The following is a 25594-nucleotide window of genomic DNA, read 5'->3' as shown; positions in this document are numbered from 1 at the left end:
GTCGTGGTCGGTGTGTCGTGGTCGGTGTCAGGTGCGCCCGGGCGTCGGGACGCCGGACGTGCGACCACCGAGTATGCCGTGTGCCCGCGGCGCCGCTCCCGCCGTGTCGGTCCGTGGATCACTCGCCCACCACGGCGCGGTCGCCTTCCCCACGTTCCGCGCCTGCCGGCTGGTGGCGTCTGGTAGACCGGTGGGACCCGAACCTCGCGACGCACGGGAGCCGCCATGGATCACCTGCCACAGCTGGCCGGTCGGCCGATGGTGACGGACGGTGGCCTCGAGACCGACCTGATCTTCAACCACGGGGTCGAGCTCGACGAGTTCGCCGCCTACCCGTTGCTCGGCGACGCGGCCGGCCGCGAGCTGCTCACGGGCTACTACGACGCCTACGCCTCCATCGCTGCCCGGGCCGGGGCAGGCCTGCTCCTCGAGTCACCGACGTGGCGTGCCAACCCGGACTGGGGCGCGCGGCTCGGCCACACGAGGGCCGACCTGGACCGTGCCAACGCGGACGCCGTCGACCTGCTCCGTTCACTGCGTCGCCGGTATGCCGTCGAGCTCGGGCTGCAGGACGTCGTCGTCGTGGGGGTGGTCGGCCCTCGGGGCGACGGCTACCGCAGTGCCGGCGCGCCGAACCCGGCCGAGGCCGCGGACTACCACCAAGCCCAGGTGGCGGCGTTCGCCGAGGCGGGCGTGGACGTCGTCACGGCGTACACCCTCACCACAGCCGGCGAGGCGATCGGGATCGCGCAGTCCTGCCGGGAGCACGGGCTGCCCGTGGCGATCTCGTTCACGGTGGAGGTGGACGGGCGGCTCCCCGACGGGACGACGCTGGCCGAGACGATCTCCGAGGTCGACGACCGAGAGGCCCCGGACTACTACCTCGTCAACTGCGCCCACCCGGAGCACGTGCTCGCGGGGCTGGACGCCGACGACGACGGGAGCGCTTGGCGCAGCAGGCTGCTCGGGCTGCGCTACAACGCGTCGACGCGCAGCCACGCGGAGCTCGACGACGCCGACGACCTGGACGCGGGCGACCTCGACACGATCTCGGCGGGACACGACCGGGTGGTCGGACGGCTCCCGGGTGTCACGGTCGTCGGAGGGTGCTGTGGCACCGACGCCTCTCACGTCGCACGGCTCTGGGGCGTCGACCAGCATCGCGGCGGCGACGTCCCTGTCTGAACGGGCCTACGACGCCGGCGTGGCAGGCGGGGCGGTGGGAGCCGGCGGCTCGCCCGCGCCCGGCGCGGGAGCCACGTCCGGAGCGGACGGGCCGTCCGGCGTGGCGTCGACACCTCCCCCGGCGGCGAGCTCGGACCGGTGACGCCACAGGACGTATCCCAGCCCGGCGACGACGACCACGACGACGAGGACGATGCGCACCGGCCAGGACAGGTCGAGCAGGGTCGTCACGACGAGCGTCCCGAGTGCCGTGCCCAGCGTCGTCGGCAGTCCGGGGTGGCTGCTCCGGCGCCGCGGGTAGAGCGCACCGGACGAGGACCGCCGCGTCGACGACGCGGTCCCCCTGGTCGTGCTCTTCGTCGCGCTCTTGGTCGCCCTGGTCGTGCGCTTCCTGCTCGCACTGCCGGAGCTGCTCGCCGTCTTCCTCGTCGCCACGATCCACTCCTCGTCGAGGCCACCGCCCGCCGGTCAGTCGGCGGACGTCGGCACGGTCACAGGTTGCGGACCCAGTTCTCGAGCAGGTGCAGCCCGGCGTCGCCGGACTTCTCGGGGTGGAACTGGGTCGCGCTCAGGGGCCCATTCTCGACCGCGGCGACGAACTTCGCACCGTGGCTCGCCCACGTGACCGCGGGTGCGACGCGGGCGAAGGCGCCGGTGGCCTCCAGCGTCCACTGCTGCACGGCGTACGAATGGACGAAGTAGAAGCGCTCGTGCTCGACGCCGGCGAAGAGCCGCGAGCCCTCGGCGGCCTCGACCTCGGACCAGCCCATGTGCGGCACGACGTCGGCCGGGAGGCGTTCGACCGTGCCGGGCCACTCCGCGAGCCCCTCGAGCGGGTGGTCGGACGGCTCGGTCGAGCCGTCGAAGAGCGCCTGCATGCCGACGCAGACGCCGAGGACCGCCCGGCCCCCGCTGATCCGTCGACCGATGATGCGGGGTCCGTGCGCGGCCGCGAGTCCCGCGATGCAGGCGTGGAAGTTGCCGACACCGGGCACGAAGAGTCCGTCCGCCTCGAGGGCGCGGACGGGGTCGGACGTCAGGGTGACCGTGGCACCGACGCGCTCCAGGGCACGCACGGCCGACCGGACGTTGCCGCTGCCGTAGTCGAGGACGACGACGCCGGCGCTCATCGACGAGCCACCATCGTCAGAGCGCTCCCTTGGCGCTCGGGATCCCGACGACGCGGGGGTCGGGTGCGATGGCCGCCCGGAGCGCGCGCGCCACGGCCTTGAACTGCGCCTCGACGATGTGGTGGGGGTCGCGGCCCGCGAGGACGCGCACGTGCAGGCACAGTCCGGCGTTGTAGGCGAAGGACTCGAGGACGTGCCGTGTCATCGAGCCGGTGAAGTGGCCACCGATGAGGGCGTACTGCTGGCCCTCCGGCTCGCCCTCGTGCACGACGTACGGACGACCGGCGACGTCGACGACGGCGTGGCACAGGGCCTCGTCGAGCGGGACCGTGGCGTCACCGAAGCGGGAGATGCCGGCCTTGTCGCCGAGCGCCTCGCGCAGGGCCTGGCCGAGGACGATCGCCGTGTCCTCGACCGTGTGGTGCACGTCGACGTCGACGTCTCCCGTGGCCTTGACCGTGAGGTCGATGAGCGAGTGCTTGCTCAGCGAGTGGAGCATGTGGTCGTAGAACGGGACGCCGGTCGAGATGTCGGACGTGCCGGTGCCGTCGAGGTCGAGCCAGAGCTCGACGGACGACTCGGACGTCGCACGGCTGATCTTCGCGGTGCGGCTGGTGGGGCTCATGCGGGTGGCTCCTGCCGGTCGGCGCTGCTGGGGAGGACGTGGGCGGGGGCGAGGCGCGTCATGGCCTCGAGGAACGCGGTCGTCTCGTGGGGGTCGCCGGCCGTGACGCGCAGGTGGTGGGCGATCCCCATGTCGCGGACGAGGACGCCCTCGTCGAGCAGGGCCTCCCACGTGGCCTTCTCGTCTCGGAGGCCGCCGAAGAGGACGAAGTTGCTGTCGCTGGCGACGGGGCGCGCACCGAGCGCGGCGAGACGGTCGACGATCCGGTCGCGCTGGTGCTTGATGACCTCGACCGTGCCGAGCATGACGTCGGCGTGCTCGAGGGCGATGCGGGCGATCGTCTGCGTCGGGCTGCTCAGGTGGTAGGGCAGCCGCACGAGGCGCAGCGCGTCGACGAGCTCTGGGGCCGCCACGAGGTAGCCGAGGCGACCGCCGGCGAAGGCGAACGCCTTGCTCATGGTGCGCGTCACGACGAGCCTGGGGTGCTCGGCGAGCAGCGTCAGTGCCGACCGCGTGCCCGGCCGGGCGAACTCGGCGTAGGCCTCGTCGACGACGACGACAGCGTTCGGGGCCGCCTCGAGCACGGCACCGATGACCTCGAACGGCAGCGCCGTGCCGGTCGGGTTGTTGGGCGAGCAGAGGAACACGATCGACGGGTCGTGCGCCCGGGCCTGCTGCGCAGCCGACTCTGCGGTCAGGTCGAAGGCATCGGGATCGGTTGCGGCAGAGCGGAGCCCGTCGACCCATGTGGTGCCGTGCGTCTCGCTGATGATGGGGTGCATCGAGTAGCTCGGCGTGAAGCCGAGCGCGACCCGGCCGTGACCGCCGAAGGCCTGCACGATGTGCGACAGCACCTCGTTGGAGCCGTTGCCGGCCCACACCTGCTCGGGCGTCACCGACACCCCCGACTGCTTCTCGAGGTATGCCGTCAGCGCCTTGCGCAGGTCGGTGAACTCGCGGTCGGGGTAACGGTTGAGCGAGGCGACGTCGTCGGCGAGCGCCGCGACGACCGCGTCGACGACGACCTGGGGAACTGGGTAGGAGTTCTCGTTGGTGTTGAGCCGGACCGGCACGTCGAGCTGCGGAGCGCCGTACGGCGTGCGACCGCGCAGGTCGGGCCGGAGCAGACGCTGGACCTCGTCGGCGGCGCTCGGCCGGTCGGTCACCGGGGCACCTCGTCGCCGAACCGCGCCGTCACGGCTTCGCCGTGGGCCGGGAGGTCCTCGGCCTGGGCGAGCGTGACGACGTGGCGGGCGACATCGCGCAGGGCGGGCTCGTCGTAGTCGACGACGTGGATGCCGCGCAGGAAGGACTGCACCGACAAGCCGCTCGAGTGGCACGCGCAGCCGGCGGTGGGCAGGACGTGGTTGGAGCCGGCGGCGTAGTCGCCGAGGCTCACCGGGCTGTGCGGACCGACGAAGACGGCACCGGCGTTGCGCACGCGGGCGGCGACGCCCGCGGCGTCGCGGGTCTGGATCTCGAGGTGCTCGGCGGCATACGCGTTGACGACGGCGAGACCGGCGACGACGTCGTCGACGAGGACGATCCGCGACTGCGTGCCCTCGAGCGCCTCGGTGACGCGCTCCGCGTGCTTCGTGGCGGGCACCCGACGGGCCAGGGCGCGCCGGGTCTCCTCGGCGAGCTCCTCGCTGTCGGTGACGAGCACCGAGGCCGCGAGCGGGTCGTGCTCGGCCTGGCTCACGAGGTCGGCGGCCACGTGGTCCGCGTCGGCCGAGTCGTCGGCGAGGATCGCGATCTCGGTGGGACCGGCCTCCGCGTCGATGCCGATCAGGCCCTTGAGCAGGCGCTTGGCGGCGACGACCCAGATGTTGCCGGGGCCGGTGACGAGCGAGACGGGGTCGCACACGACCGGCTCGCCGTCGACCTCGCCCCACTGGGGGTCGTCGTCGACGAAGCCGTGCGCGAACATCGCGACCGCCTGGGCGCCGCCGACGGCATACACCTCGTCGACGCCGAGGAGCGCGCACGCCGCGAGGATCGTCGGGTTCGGGTAGCCGGCGAACTCGCCGACGTTCTCGCGCTGCGGCGGTGACGCGACGGCCAGCGAACCGACCTCGGCGAGCTGGGCCGGGACGACGTTCATGATGACGCTGCTCGGGTAGACGGCGAGTCCACCGGGCACGTAGAGACCGACGCGGTCGACGGGCACCCACCGCTCGGTGACGGTGCCGCCGGGGACGACCTCGGTCGTCGTGTCGGTGCGGCGCTGGTCGGCGTGGACGATGCGGGCGCGACGGATGGACTCCTCGAGCGCGGCGCGCAGGTCGGGGTCGAGCCGGTCGAGGGCGGACTGCAGCACGGCCCGCGGCACGCGCAGGTGGGTCGGCCGCACGCCGTCGAACCGCTCGCCGAGGTCGCGCAGCGCCACGGCCCCGCGATGCTCGACGTCCTCACAGATCGGCCGCACCTGCTCGAGGGCTGCCGTGACGTCGAACTCGGCTCGTGGCAGGGCCTTGCGCAGGAAGCGCACGTCGAGCGTGCGCCCGCGCAGGTCGAGGGAGGACATCATGGGTCACCAGTCTAGAAGGCGCGGCCCGGGGCCCGGACCACGGTCTCACCGTGCGGAGCGAGGGCCGCGGCGTCGGTCCTCGCGCCTGCCGAATCTTGGACCGGCACTGACGAAGGTCAGACCAACGACTGACCCGGCGATCACGGCCGTTCCGACACGCTCGTGGGGCCACCGCCCGACCCGGGCCGTGGGGTTGCGTCATCCACCCGGCTCCCCCGCCCGACAGGAGAACCCGTGCCCGTCGTCATCCCCCGGCGTCGCATCGCTGCCGTCGTCACCGGCCTCGCCATCGCCCTCGTCCCGCCGAGTCTCGCGCTCACCAGCGCTGCGGGCTCGCCGGCGACGACCCTGCCACTCCCCCGCGTGGCCGCAGCGCCCGCTCTGGCCGCGGCCACCCCGCTCACGGTGTCGCAGGCCATCGGGTCGCAGACCGGTCAGAGCGCGAACGTCCGCGGCTACGTCGTGGGACAGCCGACCGCGACGAGCACCGTCGTGCGCTCGAACTTCCCCAACGACTACGCGCTCGCCATCGCCGACTCCGCGTCGGAGACGTCGACGAGCCGGATGCTCTACGTCCAGATCCCGTCCGCGTTCCGGTCCTCGTGGGGTCTGCAGAGCAACCCCTCCCTCATGGGGCGCCAGCTCGACGTGACCGGTGCGCTGGCGGCGTACTTCTCGCACCCGGGCATGACCTCGACGAGCGCCTTCGCGTTCAGCGGCACGTCGACGACGACCACGACGACCAGCCCCACGAGCACGACGACGAGCCCGAACCCCACCGGCACGACGAGCCCCTACGACTCGACGTACTACGCGTCGGCCATCGGCAAGACCGGCTCGGCGCTGCACACCGAGCTGCACCGCATCATCTCCAGCGGCGTCACGACCCTGACCTACGACCAGGTCTGGACCGCCCTGAAGGACACCGACCAGGACCCGAGCAACACCAACAACGTCGTCGAGATCTACTCGGGGCGCTCGATCGCCAAGTCCGACAACGGTGGCGGCGTCGACCAGTGGAACCGCGAGCACGTCTGGGCCAAGAGCCACGGCGACTTCGGCACGGTCAACGGCCCGGGCACCGACGTGCACCACCTGCGGCCGGAGGACGTCACCGTCAACTCCACCCGCGGCAACCTCGACTTCGACCTCGGCGGGTCGGCGGTGTCCCAGTGCACCGGCTGCCTCAGCGATGCCGACTCCTTCGAGCCGCGCAACGCCGTCAAGGGCGACGTCGCCCGGATGATCTTCTACATGGCGGTCCGCTGGGACGGCGGCGACGGCTTCGCCGACCTCGAGCCGAGCAACCTCGTCGGCAACGGCACCGCGCCCTACATCGGCAAGCTCTCGGTGCTCAAGCAGTGGAACCTGCAGGACCCGCCCGACGCGTTCGAGAAGCGCCGCAACCAGGTCATCTTCGACACCTGGCAGCACAACCGGAACCCGTTCATCGACCACCCGGAGTGGGTGACCGCGATGTACGGCTCCTGACCCCGCAGCGCGGTGGGGCCCGGGGACGGCCGGCTCACGACGTCTGGTCGATGAGCACGGCCGTCTCCCAGGCCCACTCCCGCCACAGGTCGTAGCGCCCGGACCGGCCACCGTGGCCCGCGGCCATCTCGGTGCGGAAGAGGATCTGCGAGGGGTCGTCCACGTCGAGGTCGGCGTGCCGCAGCGCCGCGACCCACTTGGCCGGCTCGGTGACGTAGACGCGGGTGTCGTCGAGGCCCGCCGTGACGAGCAGGCTCGGGTGGCGCGTCGGCCGGACGTTGTCGTAGGGGCTGTAGGACTTCATGAGCGCGTATGCCGTCGGGTCCTCGAGCGGGTTGCCCCACTCCTCCCACTCGACGACCGTGAGCGGCAGGCTCGGGTCGAGCACCGTCGTCAGTGCGTCGACGAACGGCACCTGCGCGTGGACGAAGCGGAAGCGCTCAGGAGCGAGGTTGACGACGGCCCCCATGAGCAGGCCCCCCGCCGAGCCGCCCTCTGCCGCAAGACGATCCGGCGCGACGATGCCGCTCTCGACGAGGTGGTCCGCACACGCGACCAAGTCGGTGAACGTGTTGGGCTTCGCCTCGAGCTTGCCGTCGTCGTACCACGACCGCCCCATCTCGGACCCACCGCGCACGTGTGCGATGGCGAAGACCCATCCGCGGTCGAGGAGCGAGAGTCGCAGGACGGAGAACCACGGGTCGCTCGAGATGCCGTAGGCGCCGTACGCGTTGAGCAGCCCGGGAGCCGTGCCGTCGGCCGTGACGTCGTGGCGGTGCACGACGGAGATCGGCACGCGGGTCCCGTCGGGCGCCGTGGCCCACTCGCGTCGCTGGCGGTACTGCGCCAGGTCGACGTCGCCTCGTACGTGCTGCTGCTTGAGCAGCGTGAAGGTGCGGGCACGGACGTCGTAGTCCTCCACGGTCCGCGGCGTGACGAGGGACTCGTGGACGACCTGGAGCGTGGGTGTGTCCGCCTCGGGGTTCACGCCGACGTGGAGCGTGCCGATGGGCTCCCCGACCGCGATGTCGTGCGACTCCCCCAGACCGTTGGGGGCGGTCGGGTCGCGCAGCACGACGCGCACTCCGGTGCCGCCCTCCCGACGCAGCGAGACCGCGATGAAGTCGTCGAATCCCTCTGCGCCCGTGACGTACTCGTCCTCCGTCGTGACGCCCAGCGGCACCCAGTCGTCCACCGTGGTGCTCGTCACGGGGGCCGTGGCCAGCTCGAAGTTCACGCGGTTGGCGTTGTGCGTGACGAGCAGCTGGTCGCCGAAGGGCTCGATGTCGTACTCGACGCCCTGGCGGCGCTCGGCCACGACCCGGGGCGTGCCCATCGGTGCGTCGGCCTCGAGGAGGCGGAACTCGCTCGTCGTCTTGGACCCGATGGCGATGATGACCAGCCGGTCGTCGCGCGAGGTGCCGACCCCGACGAAGAATCGCTCGTCGGCCTCCTCGTGCACGAGCACGTCGGCCTCGGCGGATGTGCCCACCTCGTGGCGCCACACCTGGTGCGGCCGCCAGGCGTCGTCGACGCGCGTGTAGAAGAAGTGCCCCGCGTCGAGTGACCAGGCGAACGACCCGCCGGTGCGGCGCACGACGTCGTCGAGGACGACTCCGTCCTCGATCCGGCGCACGCGCACGTCGTAGCGTTCGTCGCCGACGACGTCGACGGCATACGCGAGCAGGTCGCCCGACGGCGACACCTCGCTCACGCCGACCGCGAAGAACTCGTGGTCCCGGCCCTCCTCGTTCTGGTCGAGGAGCACCTGCTCGCCGACGGGCGGGCGACCGGCGTCGAGCGTCGGCCGCTGCGGGTGGTCGGCCACGAGCACGCGCGCCTCGACGGCGTACTGCTCGCCCTCGACCGTGCGGGAGTAGTACCACCAGCGGTCGTGACGCACGGGCACCGACAGGTCGGTCTCCTCGATGCGCGAGCGGAACTCCTCGAAGACCTGTTCGGCGAGCGGACGCAGGTGCTCGGTGCGCTCGGTGGCATGAGCGTTCTCGGCCACGAGCAGCTCGCGCAGCTCGTCCGAGTCGCGGTCGGCCATCCACGCGTAGGGGTCGTCGACACGGTCGCCGTGGTGCTCGCGGGCGACGGGGTCGCGCCGAGCGGTCGGGGGGTGCTGCATCCGGGCAGTCTAGGTTGCGAGCCCGGTCAGCCGGAGGTGGGCGTCAGCCTGACGACGGCGATCCGTCGGCTCACCTTCGCCTGGTAGGAGTCGAAGTCGAAGACCCTCTCGGTGAGCTCGCCCCAGAGCTGCTCACGCTCGGGCCCGGTGACCTCCTCGCCGCGCACCGGCACCGCTCGGCCGTCGACCTCCACCGTGCCCGGGGCCCCGGCGCGGAGGTTGAGCCACCAGCCCGGCTCCCAGTCGGCGCCGCCGTTGGAGGCCACGACCAGCCATCCCCCGTCCCGGGCGAGGTGCAGGAGCGGCGTCGTGCGGCGCTGCCCGCTCCGTCGCCCGGTCGTCGTCAGCAGGAGCAGGTCACCACCTCGGAAGCGGCGCAGCCCGAGACGCCTGACGACGACGTTGACGACCCGGTTGACCCGCACGAACAGTGCTCGCCTCATGGCGTCACGGTAGCGGCCGGCCGGCCGGGAACGGCCCCTCCGGACGCGACGAACGGCCCGGGATCGGTCGATCCCGGGCCGTGCGTCCCTGCGTCGGTCAGTGGATGACGATCTGACCATTCACGGTCTGCGTGCCGGAGTCGTAGGCCACGGAGCCCGACGTCGTCGTCACGACGAGGCGGAACGTGTCGCTCTTGCCCTGGTCGGTGACGGTGACGACCGCGCGGTAGCCGGCGGTCCCGTTGACCGTGACCGGCCCCGAGAAGGTCGCCGTCGTGCCGCTGACGACGAGCCAGTCGAACGTCGTCGTGGCGACGGAGAACGACGTGCCCGCGAGGCCGTAGCCGAACGAGCCGGACGGAACGGTGGCCCCGCTGCCGTAGGCGACGGACAGCTCTAGGCTGCCCTTGCCGCTGTGCGACGGGTTCGAGGTCAGGGCGCCGGCCGGGGACGCGATCGTGCCGCCCCCGGTGACGAAGCCGGCCGCGCGGTCGTAGGCGACGACGCTCGTCGTGCCCGAGCCCGCGTTGCCCCACTGGTCTGTGACGGTGACGGTCACGGTGTAGATGCCCGCCGCCGCGTAGACGTGGCTGCCGCTCACCGTGCCACCGGTGACGGTGGCCGCCGCGGTCGTCCCATCACCCCACGCGATGCTCGCCGTGTGGGTGTCGAGTGGGTCGGCGTCGGAGAACGTCGCGCTGACGCCCGCCGGGGAGCCGACCGAGACGGCCGACGTCGGGCCGGTGACCGTGCCGACGACCGGGGCGGCGTTGGTGAGGTCGAGCCCGACGACGACGGGGTCGTGGTCGGAGATCCGGAACTCGTCGGCCGCGTAGAGGCTCGTGACCTGCCGGGCCGTCTTGAACTCGGTGTTGTAGTCGAGGATCGCGGGCTCGTCGGCGTTGACGTGCCAGTCGCCGACTTCCGTCACCTGGCTGCTGATCGACGCCGAGCCGAGCGCGTGGTCGAGGTAGCCCCACTGCCCGTCGAAGGCGTAGGAGTACGCCTCACGCCCGTTGCGCTGTTCGATGAGGTTGGTGAAGCCGGCCTTCTCGAGCGTCGTGATCGGGTCCTCCTTGGCGTAGGAGTTCATGTCGCCGAGGATGAGGACGTCGGGGTCACCCGTGCCCGTGGGGTCACCGGCCAGCCAGGCGGCGAGCAGCTGCGCCGAACGGACGCGGACCGCGGTGCAGTTGCCCTGGCCGTCGCCGGCGTCGGGCGCGTCGCACGCGCTGCCCTTGCTCTTGAGGTGGTTCGCGACGGCGACGAACGTGCCGCCCGTCGAGTTGTCGCGGAACGCCTGGGCGAGCGAGGGACGGTTGCGCGGGCCGGAGTCGCCCCCGTTGACGAAGTCGACGGAGTTGAGCGCCGCGGTCGTGCCCACCGGCGTCACCGCGGCCGGCTTGTAGAGCATGCCGACCTTGATCGCGTCGTTGCCGAGGGCGTCCGTCTGGCCGGTGCCGGCGTCGGCGTCGATGAACGCCCACGTGCCGTAGCCGTCCTTCTCGTTGAGCTTCCCGACGAGGAACTGCTCGGCGCTGTCCGCGCCGTAGCCGTCGTTCTCCATCTCCATGAAGGCGACGACGTCGGCCTGGGTGCCCGAGACTGCAGCGAGGGTCTTGCGCCACTGGCGGTCGAACTCCGTTGCGGTGTTGGCTCCGCGGCAGTCCATGACCGCACCGGTGAGCCCGCCGCGGCAGTTGTTGCCGGTCGTGTCGAGCGTGTTGAAGAAGTTGAGCAGGTTCATCCCGACGACGCGGGTGTCGCCACCCACGGCGGGCGGGCTCGAAGGACGCGGGTTCGTCGGCTGGAAGTCGACGGTCGCGGACGGGGAGACCGGGCGGATGCGGTAGGCGTTGGCGCTGGCCGCGTTGCCACCCCAGGTGTAGTTGAGGACACCGGTCAGGTCAGTGACGGTGTCGCCACCGCGCAGGGTGTTGGCCGCGGTCAGCGGCTGGCCGCCTCGACCGAAGACGATCGGGTCGACGTTCTGGGCCTGCGTCGTGTCGTCGAGGATGATCTTGCGCAGGTTGTTGGACGCCTGGAGGGCCGCGGCGTCGGCCCCCGGGGCGACGACGTTGGTCGGCTGCTCGAGGCGGCCTCCCTGCGAGAGCGTGACCTGGCCGAAGCGGCCGAGCTGGAAGTGCTCGGTGACGGACATGTCCTGCGGGAGCGTGACGAGCATGCCCTCGTAGCGCTCGAGCGCCGTCGGGCTGGCCACGGGGAAGCGCACCTCGGTCGGGGCGACCGAACCGGTGCCGCAGACCGCGACGGTGGCGGCGCTGACCTGGGTCTGGCCCTGGTTCTCGCCGGCGTTGCCCGTCACGGTGACGACGTCACCGAGCTGGACGGCATTGGCGTTGCTGCCCTCGAAGACGAAGATGCCGTCGGACGTCGCGGGGTCGCCGTCGCCCTTCGGGTCCTGGAGGAAGAAGCCGCGCAGGGCGGGTGACCCGCCCTCGTAGTCACCGACGACGACGCCGCGCGTCGTGACCGAGCCGGTGATCGCCGCGGTGTCGCCGCTGCCCTGGATGGCCGGGATCGGGGTCGGGGTGACCTCGCACGGGTTGGCGGCCGGCACCGAGAAGTGCACGACGACGTCGGTCGCCAGGGAGTCCGGCGGGTCGATGGCGTCCTGGTCGGTGACGGCGGGGGCCGAGACCGTCAGGGTGCAGGCGTCGCCGAGGGCGAAGTCGGCCGACGGGTCGAGCGTGAAGGTCGTCGGGCCGCCGGTGACAGCCAAGGTCTTGGCGCCGGACAGGGAGCACGAGAGGGTGAAGGCTCCCGCGGTGGCGTTGACCGGCTCGGAGAAGGTCACCGTGGGGCTCGCGTCGACCGCGACGTTGGGCGAGCCGTCGGTCGGGGTCGTCGAGGTCACGCTCGGAGCGACGTCGGTCGCCGGACCGCCGTCGACGGAGTGGCTGCCCAGGCCGTCGATGGTGTCGACGGCGTAGCCGTCCCACTGGACGGCGGGGTCGAACGCGTCGGAACCGTTGGTGTCGCCCTTGGTGACGGACGACTTGCGGCGGATCGTGTTGTCCGTCGTGTTGGTCGGGTCCGTGCCCCATCCTGCGGCCCCGGGGTCGCTACCGACCTGGCCGACGACGTCAAGGACGGTCGAGCCCTTGCGCAGCACGACTGCGTCGTTCCCGTTCCAGTTCGCGTTGCCACTCTGCTGGTCGGTGGCAGCCTTGATCGCGGCGTTTGCCGAGCTGTTCGCGAAGACGAACACGTCTCCGGAGACGACGGAGCCGGTGAGGTTCGTGGTGATGGCAGTGCTACCGCCGTTGGCGAAGACCTGGACGGTGTACCCGGCCGCGGCGAGGTCGACCGTCGCCCCGGTGCCGTTGTAGATCTCGAGCGCCTTGTTGTTGCTCGAGCCCTCGACGTACTCGCTGATGAACAGCTCCGTCGGGGCCGCCGCTGAGGCCGGTGCGGCCGCGACGAAGGGGGTGATGCCCACGGCGAGCGCAGCGGTGGTGACCGCGGCGACCCGGCGCAGGGCAGGACGAGATTGACGCATGGATTTCCTCCCTGGGACCGGCTCTTCCGCGCGGTCTGCGGGTCACCCTAGACCGGGGCGGTCCGTCTCGCGCGTCGAGATGACCACCGGTTGCTGAACGCCCGGTGACATCGCGGCCGGCCCGTCGCGGGGCTCAGCAGGCGGGCCACGAGCCGGGCCAGCGGGCCAGCCGGCGCCGCGTGACGAACCGGCGGGGTGTGCCGTCGACGGGGTCGTCGAAGGCCAGCACGGCGGCGAGCAGCTGCAGCGGGGAGCTGAAGTCGCCCACCGGCACGTCTCGCTCGACGGGGTAGAGCGGATCGTCGACGATGGGGACGCCGAGGCCCTGGAGCTGGCAGCGCAGCTGGTGCGTGCGCCCGGTGCGGGGCGTCAGGCGGTAGAGCCCGAGGTCCTCCCCCGCCCGCCCGGCACCGGACGCCGTGTCGACCAGCTCGACGAGCGTCTCGGCGTTGGGCTCGGCGCCCTCGACCTCGTGGGCCTGATGCGTGCCGTGCTCCTTGACGAGGCGCGTGCGCCGGACGAGGGGCAGGACGAGCCCCTCACGGACGGGTGCGACCGCGAGGTACTCCTTGTGCGCGAGCGACTCGGCGAAGACGCGTTGGTACGCGCCGCGCCACCGCTGTTCCGTCGTGAACATCAGGACACCTGCCGTCGGCCGGTCGAGGCGGTGGGCCGGGGCGAGCCGGTGCTCGCCGGTCAGGACGCGGGCCCGGGCCAGGGCGCTCTGCACGACGTGCCGGCCGCGGGGCATCGTCGCCATGTCGTGCGGCTTGTCGACGACGACGATGCGCTCGTCGCGGTGCAGCACGACGAGCTCCTCCGGATGCACCACCTCGACCGGTAGGTCGCGGTGCGCCCAGACGGCCGACTGCGGCACGAACGGGGCGTCCGCGGGCACCGGCGCTCCCGAGGCGTCGACGAACTCCCCCGCCCCGAGCATCCGGTCGACCTCGTCGGCCGTGAGTCCCGGTGCAAGCCGCTCGACGAGGTGGTCGCGCAGCGACCCCCAAGGCCCCGACTGCGGCATCCGGAAGCGCTGGGCGTCGACGCCGTGACGCGGCGGCAGCGGGGAGGGTGGAACCGGCCCCCGCGCCACGTCAGGCGGTCCTGTCGGCCGGCCCGACGCGTACGACCTCGGCCTCGGTGCCGAGGAACGTGCCGTAGGCGGCGGCCGCTGCGTCGACCTCGCGCCACCGGCGGGCCGACAGGTCGGCGAACGGGGAGACCTCGACGAGCACGTGCTCGCGCTTCTGGACGCGCCGCCAGGTGCCGGCGACCTCGCCGTCGACGACGAGCGTCGGCTTGAAGACCATGTTGCGGCCGGGCACGACCTTGACGAAGTGCTCGGGCGGCAGGGTCACGTCGCGCGACTTGTAGCCGAGGAGGAACTCGTCCCACTGGGGCAGCAGGTGCACGCCGCCAGGACCCTCGGGGACCGGGCGCGCGTCCACGTGGGTGAGCCACCTCTGCCCGTCGAGCACCTCGCTCACGATGCGGTCACCGACCAACGCGAGCGCCTCGCGCGTGAGACCGAGCGGCTTGAGCAGCCAGCCGGCGAGGTCCTTCTCGGTGACGGGACCGTGGCTGCGGACGTAGCGCTCGGCCACCGTCGCGAGCCCTTCCTCGCGGGACGGCTTGCGGGAGTAAGGAACCCACGAGTCGATGAGGACAAAGCTCGGCTGCTTGCCGATGACCGGCCCCTGGCAGATGAGTCCGCTCATGCAGTGGTGCCCGATGAGGTGGTAGTTGCGCTGGTCGGTGGGGTCGATGCCGTGATCGACGAGGAGGGCGGCGACGTCGGGACGGCTCATGGGCTCACGGAGGTGCTGCTCGAAGAGTCGTCCGGACAGCTCGACATCGGCCTCGGTGATGCCGAGCTGGGCGAAGCGCGTGGCGAGCGTCGTGCTGCGGGGCGCCGCGAGCAGCTCGCACATCCACCGGGCGTCCTCGGCCGGGACCCAGTGGATCGTGCCGCGCATCGGCCACGTGCGCACGACCTCACGGTCGACGACAGCCTGCTCGACCTGCTCGAGCGTCAGTCCCGAGCGCACCCCGAGGGACCACACACCGCTGCCGTAGTCCTGGGCCTGCAGGGCGCCGAGCTCCCGGGCGACGGCGAGCGCCGACACCGGACCGTCGCTACCGAGCGGGGGCGACAGGAGGAGCGCGGCCATCCGCGCCCGACGCAGCCGCCGGCGGTCCGCCTCGCGCATCAGCTGAGGCAGGCCGGACCGAGCAGGGCCTTGAGGTCGCCGAAGAGCGCCGAGGTGGCGTTGACCCGGAGCGAGTCGTCGAGCGACATGAGCACCGAGCGCCCGGGCTGGGTCAGCTTGACCTGGACCTCGGTCGCGCCGGGGTGCTCCCCCAGGACGCGTTTGAGGCTCTCGGCCACGGCGGGGGTGGCCCGACCGAGTGGGAGGGTCAGGACGACCGGCCCGCGCGGTCCCTCCTTGATGTCGGGGATCGTCAGCTCCTGGGCGAAGATCGAGATCGAGTCGTCGCGGGCACTGATGCGGCCCTTGACCGCGCAGACGGTGTCCTGGGCGAGCATCGTCGAGTACGTCATGTAGGCCGAGGGGAAGAAGAGGCACTCGATGGCGCCGTCGAGGTCCTCGACGGTCGCGATGGCCCAGAGGTCGCCCTTCTTCGTGCGCTTGAGCTGGAGGCTCGTGATGAGCCCGGCGACGGTGACGGGCGTGCCGTCGGCCTTGGGGTCGTCGCCCATGAGCGAGGCGATCGAGGTGTCGGCATGCGTGGCGAGGATGTGCTCGATGCCGAAGAGCGGGTGGTCGCTGACGTAGAGGCCGAGCATCTCGCGCTCGAAGGAGAGCAGGCTGGCCTTGTCCCACTCGAGCGTCGGCACGGGCGGCAGCCCGTCGAAGGCCCCCGGGCCGTCGGAGGCGCCGGCGTCGTCGTCGTCGCCGAAGCTGCCGAAGAGGCTCTCCTGGCCGATGGCCTCCTGCTTCTTGACCTCGACGAGCGCGTCGATGTAGCGCTCGTGGACCTCGACCATGCCGCGCCGGCTCTCGCCGAGCGAGTCGAACGCGCCGCCCTTGATGAGCGACTCGATGGTGCGCTTGTTGCAGACGACGGCCGGCACCTTCGAGAGGAAGTCCTTGAACGCGGCGAAGGACCCCTTCTCCTCGCGGGCCCTGATGATCGCCTGGACGACAGGCAGGCCGACGTTGCGGATCGCGGCGAGACCGAAGCGGATGTCGGTGCCGACGGCCGCGAAGTTGGCGATCGACTCGTTGACGTCGGGCGGCAGCACCTTGATGCCCATGTGCCGGCACTCGTTGAGGTAGAGCGCCGACTTGTCCTTGTCGTCGCGCACGCTCGTCAGCAGGGCCGCCATGTACTCGGCCGGGTAGTTGGCCTTGAGGTAGCCCGTCCAGTACGACACGAGGCCGTATGCCGCCGTGTGCGCCTTGTTGAACGCGTAGTCCGAGAAGGGGACGAGGACGCCCCACAGCGCCGCGATGGAGGCCTCGTTGAAGCCCTGCGACTTCATGCCCTCCGAGAAGGGGACGTACTCGGCGTCGAGGACCTCCTTCTTCTTCTTGCCCATCGCGCGGCGGAGCAGGTCGGCGTTGCCGAGCGTGTAGCCGGCGAGCTTCTGGGCGATCTCCATGACCTGCTCCTGGTAGATGACCAGGCCGTAGGTCATCCCGAGGATCGGGTCGAGGGCGTCGATCATCTCCTGCTGGAGCTTGCCCTTGAGCTGGGGGTCGAGCGGGACGACCTCCTGCTTGCCGTTCTTGCGCAGCGCGAAGTTCGTGTGGGCGTTGACACCCATCGGCCCCGGCCGGTACAGCGCGAGGGCCGCCGAGATGTCCTCGAAGTTGTCGGGCTGCATGAGGCGCAGCAGCGAGCGCATGCCGCCGCCGTCGAGCTGGAAGACGCCGAGGGTGTCGCCGCGACCGAGCAGGTCGTAGGTGGCGCGGTCGTCGAGGGTCTTGGACAGCTCGTCGAGGTCGATGTCCTCGTCGCGGTTGAGCTTGATGTTCTCGATGGCGTCGTCGAGGATCGTCAGGTTGCGCAGGCCGAGGAAGTCCATCTTGACCAGGCCCAGCGACTCGCAGCTGGGGTAGTCGAACTGCGTGATGATCTGGCCGTCCTGCAGGCGGCGCATGATCGGGATGACGTCGACGAGCGGCTCGCTCGACATGATGACGCCGGCCGCGTGCACGCCCCACTGGCGCTTCAGGCCCTCGAGGCCGAGCGCCGTGGCGACGACCTCCTGCGCCTGGGGGTCCTCGTCGTGGACGACGCGGAAGTCGCCGGCCTCGTTGTAGCGCTTGGAGTCGGGCTTGAAGACGTCGGCGAGCGGCATGCCCTTGCCCATGACGTCGGGTGGCATCGCCTTGGTGAGCTTCTCGCCCATCGCGAACGGGTGACCGAGGACGCGGCTCGCGTCCTTGAGGGCCTGCTTGGCCTTGATCGTGCCGTAGGTGACGATCTGCGCGACGCGCTCCTCGCCGTACTTCTCGGTGACGTAGCGGATGACCTCACCACGCCGGCGCTCGTCGAAGTCGACGTCGAAGTCGGGCATCGACATGCGCTCGGGGTTGAGGAACCGCTCGAAGATGAGGCCGTGCGGGATCGGGTCGAGGTCGGTGATGCCCATGGCGTAGGCGCACATCGAGCCGGCACCCGAGCCTCGGCCGGGACCGACGCGGATGCCGTTGCGCTTGGCCCAGTTGATGAAGTCGGCGACGACGAGGAAGTAGCCCGGGTAGCCCTTGGAGACGATGACGTCCTCCTCGAAGGCCGCCTGCTTGCGGGCGTAGTCGGGCACTCCCTCGGGGAAGCGGCGCGACAGGCCGGTCTCGACCTCCTTGATGAACCACGACGTCTCGTCCTCGCCCTCGGGCACCGGGAAGCGCGGCATGAAGCGCCCCTCCCCCTCGGTGAAGGAGACCTCGCAACGCTCGGCGATGAGCAGCGTGTTGTCGCACGCCTCGGGCAGCTCGCGCCACAGGTGGCGCATCTCCTGCGCGGACTTGAGGTAGAAGTCGTCGGCGTCGAACTTGAACCGGTTGGGGTCCATCAAGGTCGAGCCCGACTGGACGCAGAGCAGGGCGGCGTGGGCCTTGGCGTCCTCGGCGCGGGTGTAGTGCAGGTCGTTGGTGGCCAGGAGCGGCAGCTTGAGGTCGCGCGCGAGCCGGATGAGGTCCTTCTGGGTGCGGCGCTCGATGTCGAGGCCGTGGTCCATCAGCTCGACGTAGACGTTCTCGTTGCCGAAGATGTCACGCAGCTCGCCGGCGACCTCGCGCGCCTCGTCGTACATCCCGAACCGCAGCTTCGTCTGGATCTCGCTCGACGGGCAGCCTGTCGTGACGATGAGGCCCTTGCCGTAGGTCGAGAGGAGGTCGCGGTCGATGCGCGGCCACTTGGTGTAGACCTGGTCGAGGCTCGCGATGGAGCTCATCCGGAAGAGGTTGTGCATGCCCTGGTTGTTCTCGGCGAGCATCGTCATGTGGGTGTAGGCGCCGCTGCCCGAGATGTCGTCGCGACCGCCGTCGCCCCAGCTGACCTTGGTGCGGTCGGTGCGGTGCGTGCCCGGCGTGATGTAGGCCTCGACGCCGATGATCGGCTTGACGCCGGTGCCCTGCGCCTTCTTCCAGAACTCGTAGGCGCCGAAGACGTAGCCGTGGTCGGTCGTCGCGAGGGCCGGCATGCCCATCCGCGCCGCCTCGCTGAAGAGGTCGCCGATACGCGCCGCCCCGTCGAGCATGGAGTACTCCGTGTGCACGTGGAGGTGCACGAAGTTCTGGTCGTTGCGCGGGGCGGCTTCGGTCGACATCGTGGACGAGTCTAAGCCTCCGCGAGGACACTCCTCGGCGTGTCGGTTGGGGTGTCGCGCGGTCCGCGCGAACCGATCCGGCGCGAGCGGTGTTGAGGGGGCGTCGGGACGGCACCATGGTGCCGAGGCACGGTCGTCGGTGGGGACGGAGGCAGCGATCGACACGTCGGATGAGGCAGCGGTACTGGCTCGCGTACGCGCCGGGGACGCATCGGCGTACGCGGTGCTCGTCACGCTGCACGCCCCGATCGCCAAACGGCTCGCGGTGCTCTCCGGCGCCGGGAGCGAGGCCGACGACGTCGTGCAGGAGGCGTTCGTGAAGGCATACCAGGCCCTGCCGCGGTTCCACGAGGGCGCGGGTTTCCGTCCGTGGCTGCTGCGGATCGTCGTCAACGAGACGCGCAACCTCCAGCGCGGCCGGTCACGGCGCGCCCTGCGCGAGCTCCGTGTGGCCGCGGAGAGGACGGCGACGGACCCCGTCCCGGACCCGGCCGACGCAGCGGTCTCACGCGACCAGGGAGCCGGGCTCGTCGAGGCGGTGGAGGGTCTGCCCGACGACCTGCGCGAGGTGGTGACGTGCCGCTACCTGCTCGAGCTCTCGGAGGCGGAGACCGCCGGGACGCTCGACATCCCGCCGGGAACGGTCAAGTCCCGGCTCCACCGCGCCCTGCGCTCGCTCCGGGAGGTGATGGCCGATGCCTGACCACCTCGACCTCGAGGCCGAGCTCGTCGCCCTCGGCCGCACGCTCGTGACCGAGCCGCCCAGGCCGGACCTCGCGACGCTCGTGCTCTCCCGCCTGGCCGCCGTGCAGCGGGCCGCGCCGGCGCCCGAGCCGCCATCCGTGCGGCCGCCCGAGGCGGTGGCGACGATCCCCAGCGCCGCACGTCCCACGCGCGTCATGAGGCGCCGGCTCGGCTGGGCGACGGCCGCCGTCGTCGTGCTCGTGCTCGCTCTCGTCCCGCCGGTCCGTGCGGCGGTCCTCGAGCTGCTCCGCATCGGCGGCATCGTGGTGCGGGAGGTGCCCGCACCGCCCGCGACTCCCACGACGACATCGCCGGCGTCCAGAGCGGTGGGTAGCAGCGCCGGAGGGGCCACGGCGACGCCCGTGACGCTGAGGCAGGCGGAGCAGGTCATCGGCGCGGACATCGGGACGCCCACGGCGCTCGGCCCACCGACGTCCGTCACGGTCACGCACGACGGTCGCGTCGCCGAGCTGGTGTGGGGGTCGGGCGCCGACACGACCCGTCTCGACGTCTTCGTCGGGTCGTTGTCGTGGGGCTACCTCAAGACGGTGTGGGACGCGGTCACCCCGACCCGGGTGGCCGACCACGACGCGGTGTGGATCGGGTCGCCGCACCGCGTCGAGTGGGTGGACCGGACCGGGGACACCCACTCCGAGCCGCCGCGCCTCGCCGGGCCGACTCTCGTCTGGGTCGTCCCGTCCTCGGCGGGTGAGGTGACCTACCGCCTCGAGGGTGCGAACAGCCTCGAGGAAGCGCTGCGCGTGGCCCGGTCGGCCGGCTGAGGGCGAACCTCCGCGCCCGCAGCGGTGTTGAGGTGGCGTCGGCCCCTCGCGGGGGCCCACTCGCCCCAGGAGAACACCATGCGCAGACTCCCCCTGCTCGTCGCCGCCGTCGCGGCGGCGCTGCTCGTCGTGGCCGCGCCGCCGGCCTCCGCCGGCGGCCCGACGTCCGTGCTCGCCGTCGACTACGACGGGTCCCGGGCCGCGGGCGCCCTCACCGGGAGCCAGGCCTACGCGAACCTCGAGAAGGCCCTCGACGTCTACAACACCCCCACCGGTGACGCGATGCCCGCGGTGTCGTTCATGGACTCGCGGGTCCGGCTGACGTGGCTGATCCACGACGTCACGCCGTGGCGCGTCGACGCCGTCATCATCGACGGCGACGACGTCTGGGTCGAGACGTCGATGAACCTCGCCGACGGCAAGGACCTCTTCCAGGCGCCCGCCGTGCTGCACCGGCCCAAGGACACCGCCCTGCTCCTCGCGACGCTGACCTCCCTCGGCGTCTACGGCGACGCGAGGCCGTCCCCGACCTCGACGTCCTCGCCCACGGCACGGCCGGTGGCTGCCGCCCGGGTGGCAGCCGTGTTGCCCACCACGGTCGCGGGGGCGGCTCCCGGTGCGGTGCCCTGGTGGGCGACGACCGCCGCCGCGGTGTTGGCGCTCGGGCTCGGGGTCGCTCTCGGACGGTGGCGGTCCCGGGCAGACTCCGGCACCGTGGCCGCCACGAACCCGCGCCGGCCCGACCCGGAGCGCGCCGCCCCGGTCGGGTTCAGCACGGACACGACGCCGCCACACGGCATACGGAACGGCCCGCACGGACCTTCACCCTCACCTCGAGGGTGAAGGTCACAAGGTCGCGATGATGTCGAGCGCGCGCTGGAGGTCCTCCGGGTAGTCACTCTCGAAGTGGACGTACTCCCCCGTGCCCGGGTGCTCGAAGCCGAGACCCTTTGCATGCAGCCACTGTCGCTCGAGCTTGAGGCGAGCTGCGAGCTTCGGGTCGGCGCCGTAGGTCGGGTCACCGCAGCACGGGTGGTGCAGCGCTGCGAAGTGCACGCGGATCTGGTGGGTGCGGCCCGTCTCGAGGTGGATGTCGAGCAGGCTGGCGTAGCGGAACGCCTCGATGACCTCGTAGTGCGTCACCGACGGCTTGCCGCTCTTCATCACGGCGAACTTGTAGTCGTGCCCGGGGTGGCGTCCGATCGGCGCGTCGATGGTCCCTACGACCGGGTCCGGCAGGCCCTGGACGAGGGCGTGGTACGTCTTGTCGACCGTCCGGCTGCGGAAGGCCTGCTTGAGCCGGGAGTAGGCGTACTCGCTCTTGGCGACGACCATGAGACCGGACGTGCCGACGTCGAGTCGGCTGACGACGCCCTGGCGCTCGGGGGCCCCCGAGGTCGAGATCCGGTAGCCCGCCGCGGCGAGCCCCGACACGACGTCCGGTCCGCTCCAGCCGACGCTGGGGTGCGCGGCGACACCCACCGGCTTGTCGACGACGACGATGTCGTCGTCGTCGTGGACGATCGACATGCCTGGCACCGGCTGGGCGATGACCTGCAGGCTCGGGCTGTCCTCGGCGCGCGGCAACGAGACCTCGAGCATCGAGCCGGCGGAGAGCCGCTCGGACTTCGCGACCGCCTTGCCGTCGATGACGACGTGGCCGTCGGCGGCGAGGTCGGCGGCCTTGGTGCGCGAGACCCCGAAGAGGCGGGCCACGCCGGCGTCGACGCGTTCGCCCTCGAGGCCGTCCGGCACGAGCACGGTGCGCACGTCAGGCATGGTCGCCCCCCTGACGCCGCGCCTCGTGCGTCTCGGGAGCGTCCGGCGTCCCGTGGGTCTGCTGCGTCATGTCGGTCTCGCCGTTCGTGGTCGTCTCGCCGGTGGTCCGGACAGTGGTCTGGTCGGTCGTGGCGTCGGGAGCGGTCGCGGCCCGGCCGTGGTCGCGCCGGCCGTCGACGCCGATCCCGAGCAGAGCCAGGATGACGACGAGACACGCTGCGGAGACGATCCAGATGTCGGCGACGTTGCCGATGAACCAGCGGTTGTAGTCGATGAAGTCCACGACGTGCCCCTGGCCGCCGCCGGGTGGACGGACGAACCGGTCGGTGAGGTTGCCGATCGCGGCTCCGAGCAGCAGGCCGAGCGCGATGGCCCAGGCCCGCGACCCGAGCTGGCGGGCGACGACGACGATCGCGACGAGCACCGCGAGGGCGATGCCGGTCATGACCCACGTGTTGCCCGCCCCGAGCGACAGGGCCGCGCCGGGGTTGCCGATGAGCTTGAGCCGGATGAAGTCTCCGACGAACGGGCGTGACTCGCCGTCGCCGAGCACGTCGAGGGCGACCATCTTCGTCAGCTGGTCGCTGACGAAGGCGAGAACGGCGACGACGCCGAGGACGACGAACAGTCGCCTGCGCCGGTCGGGCGTCGGGCGGCTCTCGTCGGCGGGCGTCGAACTCACGGTCTCGGTCGAGGTAGTGGTGGACACGCCGTCGACCCCCGCGCGGGGGGTCGACGTGGCGTGCGTGGGCGTCAGTGGCGGTCTTGCTTCTCCTGGCATGTCATGCACAGGGTCGCACGAGGACGGGCCTGAAGTCGAAGCTTGCCGATCGGGTTGCCGCAGTTCTCGCAGATGCCGTAGGTGCCGGCCTCGAGCTGCTCGAGCGCGTGCTCGGCCTGGCGCAGGCTCGCGCGAGCGTTGGCCGCGACGGAGATCTCGTGCTCGCGCTCGGCCGTCTTGGCGCCGGCGTCCGCCTGGTCGTCGCCCGAGCCGTCGCCCGAGGCGCGCAGCAGGTCGTCGAGCTCGTCCTCCGCGAGCTTGAGCTCGACGCGGTGCTGCTCGATCTCCTCGAGCAGGACCCCACGCACCTCGCTGATCTCGTCCTCGCTCCAGGGGCTCTCGTCGTCCTTGACCCGCAGCTGTTCAGCGAGCTTGCGGGCGCTGGTGCGGTTCGTCGTGGTGCCCGCGGCCTTCTTCGTGGTCGAGCGGGGTCCTGCCGTGGAGCTCGTGGTCACTGATGCCTTCTTGGTTCGTGTCGCAGGGGCCTTGGCAGCGGACTTCGCGCTCGCGGCTCCTGCTCGGGTGGACGTCGTGGCGGGCGGCTTCGTCGCCGCCGTGGACCGGGTGGTCCTTCCAGCCGCCGGAGCGGACTTCTTGACGGGCGCGGCCTTCGTCGCGGTCTTCTTCGCCGGCGCGGCCTTCGTCGTGACCCGCTTCTCGGCGGCGGCCTTGGTCGCCGTCTTCTTCACGGGCACAGCCTTGGTCGCCGTCTTCTGCGCCGGCGCAGCCTTGGTCGCCGTCTTCTGCGCCGGCGCAGCCTTCGTCGCGGCCTTCTTCGCCGGCGCAGCCTTCGTCGCGGCCTTCTTCGCCGGCGCAGCCTTCGTCGCGGCCTTCTTGACCGGCGCGGCCTTCGTCGCGGCCTTCTTGACCGGCGCGGCCTTGGTCGCCGTCGTCCTCACGGGGACGGCCTTGGTCGCCGTCTTCTTCGCCGGCGTGGCTCTCGTCGCGGCCTTCTTGGCCGTTGAAGCCGTGGTCGCGGTCTTCGTCGCCGTCTTCGTCGCGGTCCTGCTCGCGGTCGCAGGCTTCGTCGCAGTCTTCGCCGCAGGCGCTGCCTTCCTGGCTGCGCCCGTCGTCCTGCTCGCGGTGGCCCGCTTGGCCGCGGTCGTCGCCGCTGCCGTCTTCTTCGCCGCCATCAGACCCTCCGTCGCTCAAGCCGTCGACGCTGACAAGTGGGGCTGACAATAAGCCCCGCACGGGTCGTGCACAAACGCGAAACGCTTATGCGGGCGAAGTGTTCGCCCTTCGGATACACCTCAGGCCGCCCGGGACGATGCCCGGACGGCCTGCGTGCGTCTGTTCGAGGTGGGACTCAGCCCTGGTTGCCGTCTCCGGCTCCGGCGTGGGCCGGCTCCTGGGCGCTCGAGTCGAGGTCGTGCAGCTGACCCTCGATGTAGGACTTGAGGTTGCTGCGGTAGTTCTTCTCGAAGCCACGCAGCTCGGCGATCTTGCGGTCGAGCAGGCCCTTCTGCTTGTCGAGCTCCTCGAGGAGGGCCGCCTTCTTCTGCTGCGCCTCGGCGACCATGCCGGTGGCCCGCTCGCGAGCCTCGGTGAGCATCTCGTCACGCTTGGACGTCGCCTCGGCGATCATCTGGTCGCGCTGCGAGGTCGCCTCGGAGATCATCTGCTCACGCTGGGCCGCGGCTGCGGCCGAGATCTGCTCGGCCTGCTGGGTGGCCTCGTCGTGACGGCTCTGACCGGTGTTGATGAGATCGTCGTGCCGGGCCTGGGCCGCGGCGAGCAGCTCGCGGTGGCGGTTCTCGGCCTCGGAGATGAGCTCGTCGCGACGGGTCTCACCGGCGGCCACGTGCTCGTCGTGCAGGCGCTGGGCGAGGGCGATGACACCCGCGGCGTCGACGTTGCCCGTCGCGGCGGCTGCGGCCGGCGCGGCAGCAGCGGCTGCGGCGGGAGCGGGAGCCGGCGCCGGAGCTTTGGCGGCCTCCTCGCGCAGTCGTGCAGCGGTGGCCGCGGCAGCCTCCGCGTCGGCCTGGGCCTTGGCGGCCCGCTCCTCGGCGGCGCGGGCGTTCTCCTGCGCCTTGGTGAGCTTGCCCTCGGCGTCGGCGACCTGGGAGTTGATGCCGTTGAGCTTGGCCTGGGCGTCGTTGAGCGCCTGCGAGTCGACGGCGGACTTGGCGGCCGCCTCGGCGCGCTCGGCCTCGGCCTTGGCGCGGTCGATGCGCTCCTTGGCGACCCGCTCGGCGTTCTCGGCGTCGGCCTTGGCCTTGGCCGCGCGGTCGGTGGCGGCCTTGAAGGCGCGCTCCGCGTCCTGGATCTTCGCGGTGAGGCCGCCGAGCTTGGCGTCGTCACCGGGCCGGCCCACGGCCGGCATGGCCGCGGTCGCACCGTCGGCACGGACGGCCGACTGGTTCTTGCTCGCGCGGCAGTCGTTGAGCTGCTTCAGGTAGTCGTCACGCTGCTCGATGAGCGAACGCATCTCCGCCACGATCTCGTCCAGGAAGTCGTCAACGTCCCGCTCCTCGTAGCCACGACGGAACTGCGTGGTCTGGAAGTGCTTGTTGAGCACCTGTTCAGGCGTAAGCGCCATGTGTCACCTCGATACAGACGTAATGGTTCGGGTCAACGGTATCTAACGTTCCGGTCACGAACCAAAGCCATGCTCACCGATCGGCGTGTGGACACCCGC

21 protein-coding genes are annotated in these 25594 nt (G+C 71.5%); 6 read left to right on the top strand and 15 right to left on the bottom strand.

Going from position 1 to position 25594, the window contains the following annotated elements:
- Window positions 1-225 precede the first annotated feature (225 nt).
- Window positions 226-1185 (top strand): homocysteine S-methyltransferase family protein, encoded by a 960-nt coding sequence (locus tag ASE25_RS21155; RefSeq protein WP_235508788.1) that lies wholly within the window; start codon window positions 226-228, stop codon window positions 1183-1185.
- Between the two features lie 6 nt (window positions 1186-1191).
- Here ASE25_RS21155 and ASE25_RS21150 read toward each other — a convergent pair whose 3' ends face one another.
- The 5 genes from ASE25_RS21150 to hisD are packed head-to-tail and all read right to left on the bottom strand — an operon-like array spanning window position 1192 to window position 5470.
- The gene (locus ASE25_RS21150; RefSeq protein ID WP_056827296.1) at window positions 1192-1620 is read right to left on the bottom strand and encodes a hypothetical protein; all 429 of its coding nucleotides are present in this window, start codon (window positions 1618-1620) and stop codon (window positions 1192-1194) included.
- A 56-nt stretch (window positions 1621-1676) separates the two neighbouring features.
- Window positions 1677-2315, bottom strand: coding sequence for an imidazole glycerol phosphate synthase subunit HisH (gene hisH / locus ASE25_RS21145; protein ID WP_056776297.1), 639 nt, complete (start codon window positions 2313-2315; stop codon window positions 1677-1679).
- Window positions 2316-2331: 16 nt separating this feature from the next.
- Window positions 2332-2940 carry an imidazoleglycerol-phosphate dehydratase HisB gene (hisB, locus tag ASE25_RS21140; protein ID WP_056776294.1) on the bottom strand — a complete coding sequence of 203 codons (609 nt, stop codon included), beginning with the start codon at window positions 2938-2940 and terminating at the stop codon, window positions 2332-2334.
- The gene (locus tag ASE25_RS21135; RefSeq protein WP_056776291.1) at window positions 2937-4106 is read right to left on the bottom strand and encodes a histidinol-phosphate transaminase; all 1170 of its coding nucleotides are present in this window, start codon (window positions 4104-4106) and stop codon (window positions 2937-2939) included. The genes hisB and ASE25_RS21135 overlap by 4 nt, the downstream gene beginning before the upstream one ends.
- Window positions 4103-5470, bottom strand: coding sequence for a histidinol dehydrogenase (gene hisD / locus ASE25_RS21130; protein ID WP_056776288.1), 1368 nt, complete (start codon window positions 5468-5470; stop codon window positions 4103-4105). Before hisD ends, ASE25_RS21135 begins: the two co-directional genes overlap by 4 nt.
- Window positions 5471-5704: 234 nt before the next feature.
- On the opposite strand from hisD, the gene ASE25_RS21125 reads away from it, so the two are divergent.
- Window positions 5705-6961: an endonuclease gene (locus ASE25_RS21125; protein WP_056827295.1), complete on the top strand. Its 1257-nt coding sequence runs from the start codon at window positions 5705-5707 to the stop codon at window positions 6959-6961.
- Window positions 6962-6995: 34 nt separating this feature from the next.
- On the opposite strand, the gene ASE25_RS21120 is transcribed toward ASE25_RS21125, so the two are convergent.
- The 6 genes from ASE25_RS21120 to dnaE form a co-directional block, all read right to left on the bottom strand.
- Window positions 6996-9095, bottom strand: coding sequence for a S9 family peptidase (locus ASE25_RS21120; protein WP_056776284.1), 2100 nt, complete (start codon window positions 9093-9095; stop codon window positions 6996-6998).
- 26 nt (window positions 9096-9121) lie between these two features.
- Window positions 9122-9538, bottom strand: coding sequence for a nitroreductase/quinone reductase family protein (locus tag ASE25_RS21115; RefSeq protein WP_056777665.1), 417 nt, complete (start codon window positions 9536-9538; stop codon window positions 9122-9124).
- 97 nt (window positions 9539-9635) lie between these two features.
- Window positions 9636-13061 (bottom strand): ExeM/NucH family extracellular endonuclease, encoded by a 3426-nt coding sequence (locus ASE25_RS21110; RefSeq protein ID WP_056827294.1) that lies wholly within the window; start codon window positions 13059-13061, stop codon window positions 9636-9638.
- Window positions 13062-13194: 133 nt separating this feature from the next.
- Window positions 13195-14157: a pseudouridine synthase gene (locus tag ASE25_RS21105; protein ID WP_235508787.1), complete on the bottom strand. Its 963-nt coding sequence runs from the start codon at window positions 14155-14157 to the stop codon at window positions 13195-13197.
- A gap of 1 nt (window position 14158) precedes the next feature.
- A complete protein-coding gene (locus ASE25_RS21100; RefSeq protein ID WP_235508786.1) occupies window positions 14159-15274 on the bottom strand; it encodes a winged helix DNA-binding domain-containing protein in 1116 nt (371 codons plus the stop codon).
- Window positions 15274-18867 carry a DNA polymerase III subunit alpha gene (gene dnaE / locus ASE25_RS21095; protein WP_056827292.1) on the bottom strand — a complete coding sequence of 1198 codons (3594 nt, stop codon included), beginning with the start codon at window positions 18865-18867 and terminating at the stop codon, window positions 15274-15276. Before dnaE ends, ASE25_RS21100 begins: the two co-directional genes overlap by 1 nt.
- A gap of 139 nt (window positions 18868-19006) precedes the next feature.
- Here dnaE and ASE25_RS21090 point away from each other — a divergent pair, with 139 nt between their 5' ends.
- The 3 genes from ASE25_RS21090 to ASE25_RS21080 all read left to right on the top strand — a co-directional run bounded on the left by ASE25_RS21090 (window position 19007) and on the right by ASE25_RS21080 (window position 21236).
- A complete protein-coding gene (locus ASE25_RS21090; protein WP_056776273.1) occupies window positions 19007-19570 on the top strand; it encodes an RNA polymerase sigma factor in 564 nt (187 codons plus the stop codon).
- Complete coding sequence (locus ASE25_RS21085) at window positions 19563-20393, top strand: hypothetical protein (RefSeq protein ID WP_056827291.1); 831 nt, start codon at window positions 19563-19565, stop codon at window positions 20391-20393. The genes ASE25_RS21090 and ASE25_RS21085 overlap by 8 nt, the downstream gene beginning before the upstream one ends.
- Before the next feature lie 78 nt (window positions 20394-20471).
- Window positions 20472-21236 (top strand): hypothetical protein, encoded by a 765-nt coding sequence (locus ASE25_RS21080; protein WP_056827290.1) that lies wholly within the window; start codon window positions 20472-20474, stop codon window positions 21234-21236.
- Window positions 21237-21239: 3 nt separating this feature from the next.
- On the opposite strand, the gene ASE25_RS21075 is transcribed toward ASE25_RS21080, so the two are convergent.
- From ASE25_RS21075 to ASE25_RS21065, 3 genes are read right to left on the bottom strand one after another with little or no spacing between them, the layout of a single operon-like run.
- Window positions 21240-22172 carry an RluA family pseudouridine synthase gene (locus ASE25_RS21075; RefSeq protein WP_056776265.1) on the bottom strand — a complete coding sequence of 311 codons (933 nt, stop codon included), beginning with the start codon at window positions 22170-22172 and terminating at the stop codon, window positions 21240-21242.
- Window positions 22165-22881: a signal peptidase II gene (lspA, locus tag ASE25_RS21070; RefSeq protein WP_056776263.1), complete on the bottom strand. Its 717-nt coding sequence runs from the start codon at window positions 22879-22881 to the stop codon at window positions 22165-22167. Before lspA ends, ASE25_RS21075 begins: the two co-directional genes overlap by 8 nt.
- Window positions 22882-22925: 44 nt before the next feature.
- Entirely contained in the window at window positions 22926-23408 is a 483-nt protein-coding gene (locus tag ASE25_RS21065; protein ID WP_056776261.1) for a TraR/DksA C4-type zinc finger protein, read from the bottom strand.
- A 31-nt stretch (window positions 23409-23439) separates the two neighbouring features.
- On the opposite strand from ASE25_RS21065, the gene ASE25_RS23100 reads away from it, so the two are divergent.
- The gene (locus ASE25_RS23100; RefSeq protein WP_162260626.1) at window positions 23440-24132 is read left to right on the top strand and encodes a hypothetical protein; all 693 of its coding nucleotides are present in this window, start codon (window positions 23440-23442) and stop codon (window positions 24130-24132) included.
- 130 nt (window positions 24133-24262) lie between these two features.
- Here ASE25_RS23100 and ASE25_RS21055 read toward each other — a convergent pair whose 3' ends face one another.
- The gene (locus tag ASE25_RS21055; protein ID WP_056776258.1) at window positions 24263-25495 is read right to left on the bottom strand and encodes a DivIVA domain-containing protein; all 1233 of its coding nucleotides are present in this window, start codon (window positions 25493-25495) and stop codon (window positions 24263-24265) included.
- Between the last annotated feature and the right edge of the window lie 99 nt (window positions 25496-25594).

Origin of the sequence: Terrabacter sp. Root85 (assembly GCF_001429185.1) — a bacterium.
Classification (GTDB): Bacteria; Actinomycetota; Actinomycetes; order Actinomycetales; family Dermatophilaceae; genus Terrabacter.
The sequence above is the reverse complement of the archived record's forward strand: the minus strand, read 5'-3'. Positions and strand labels throughout refer to the sequence as shown.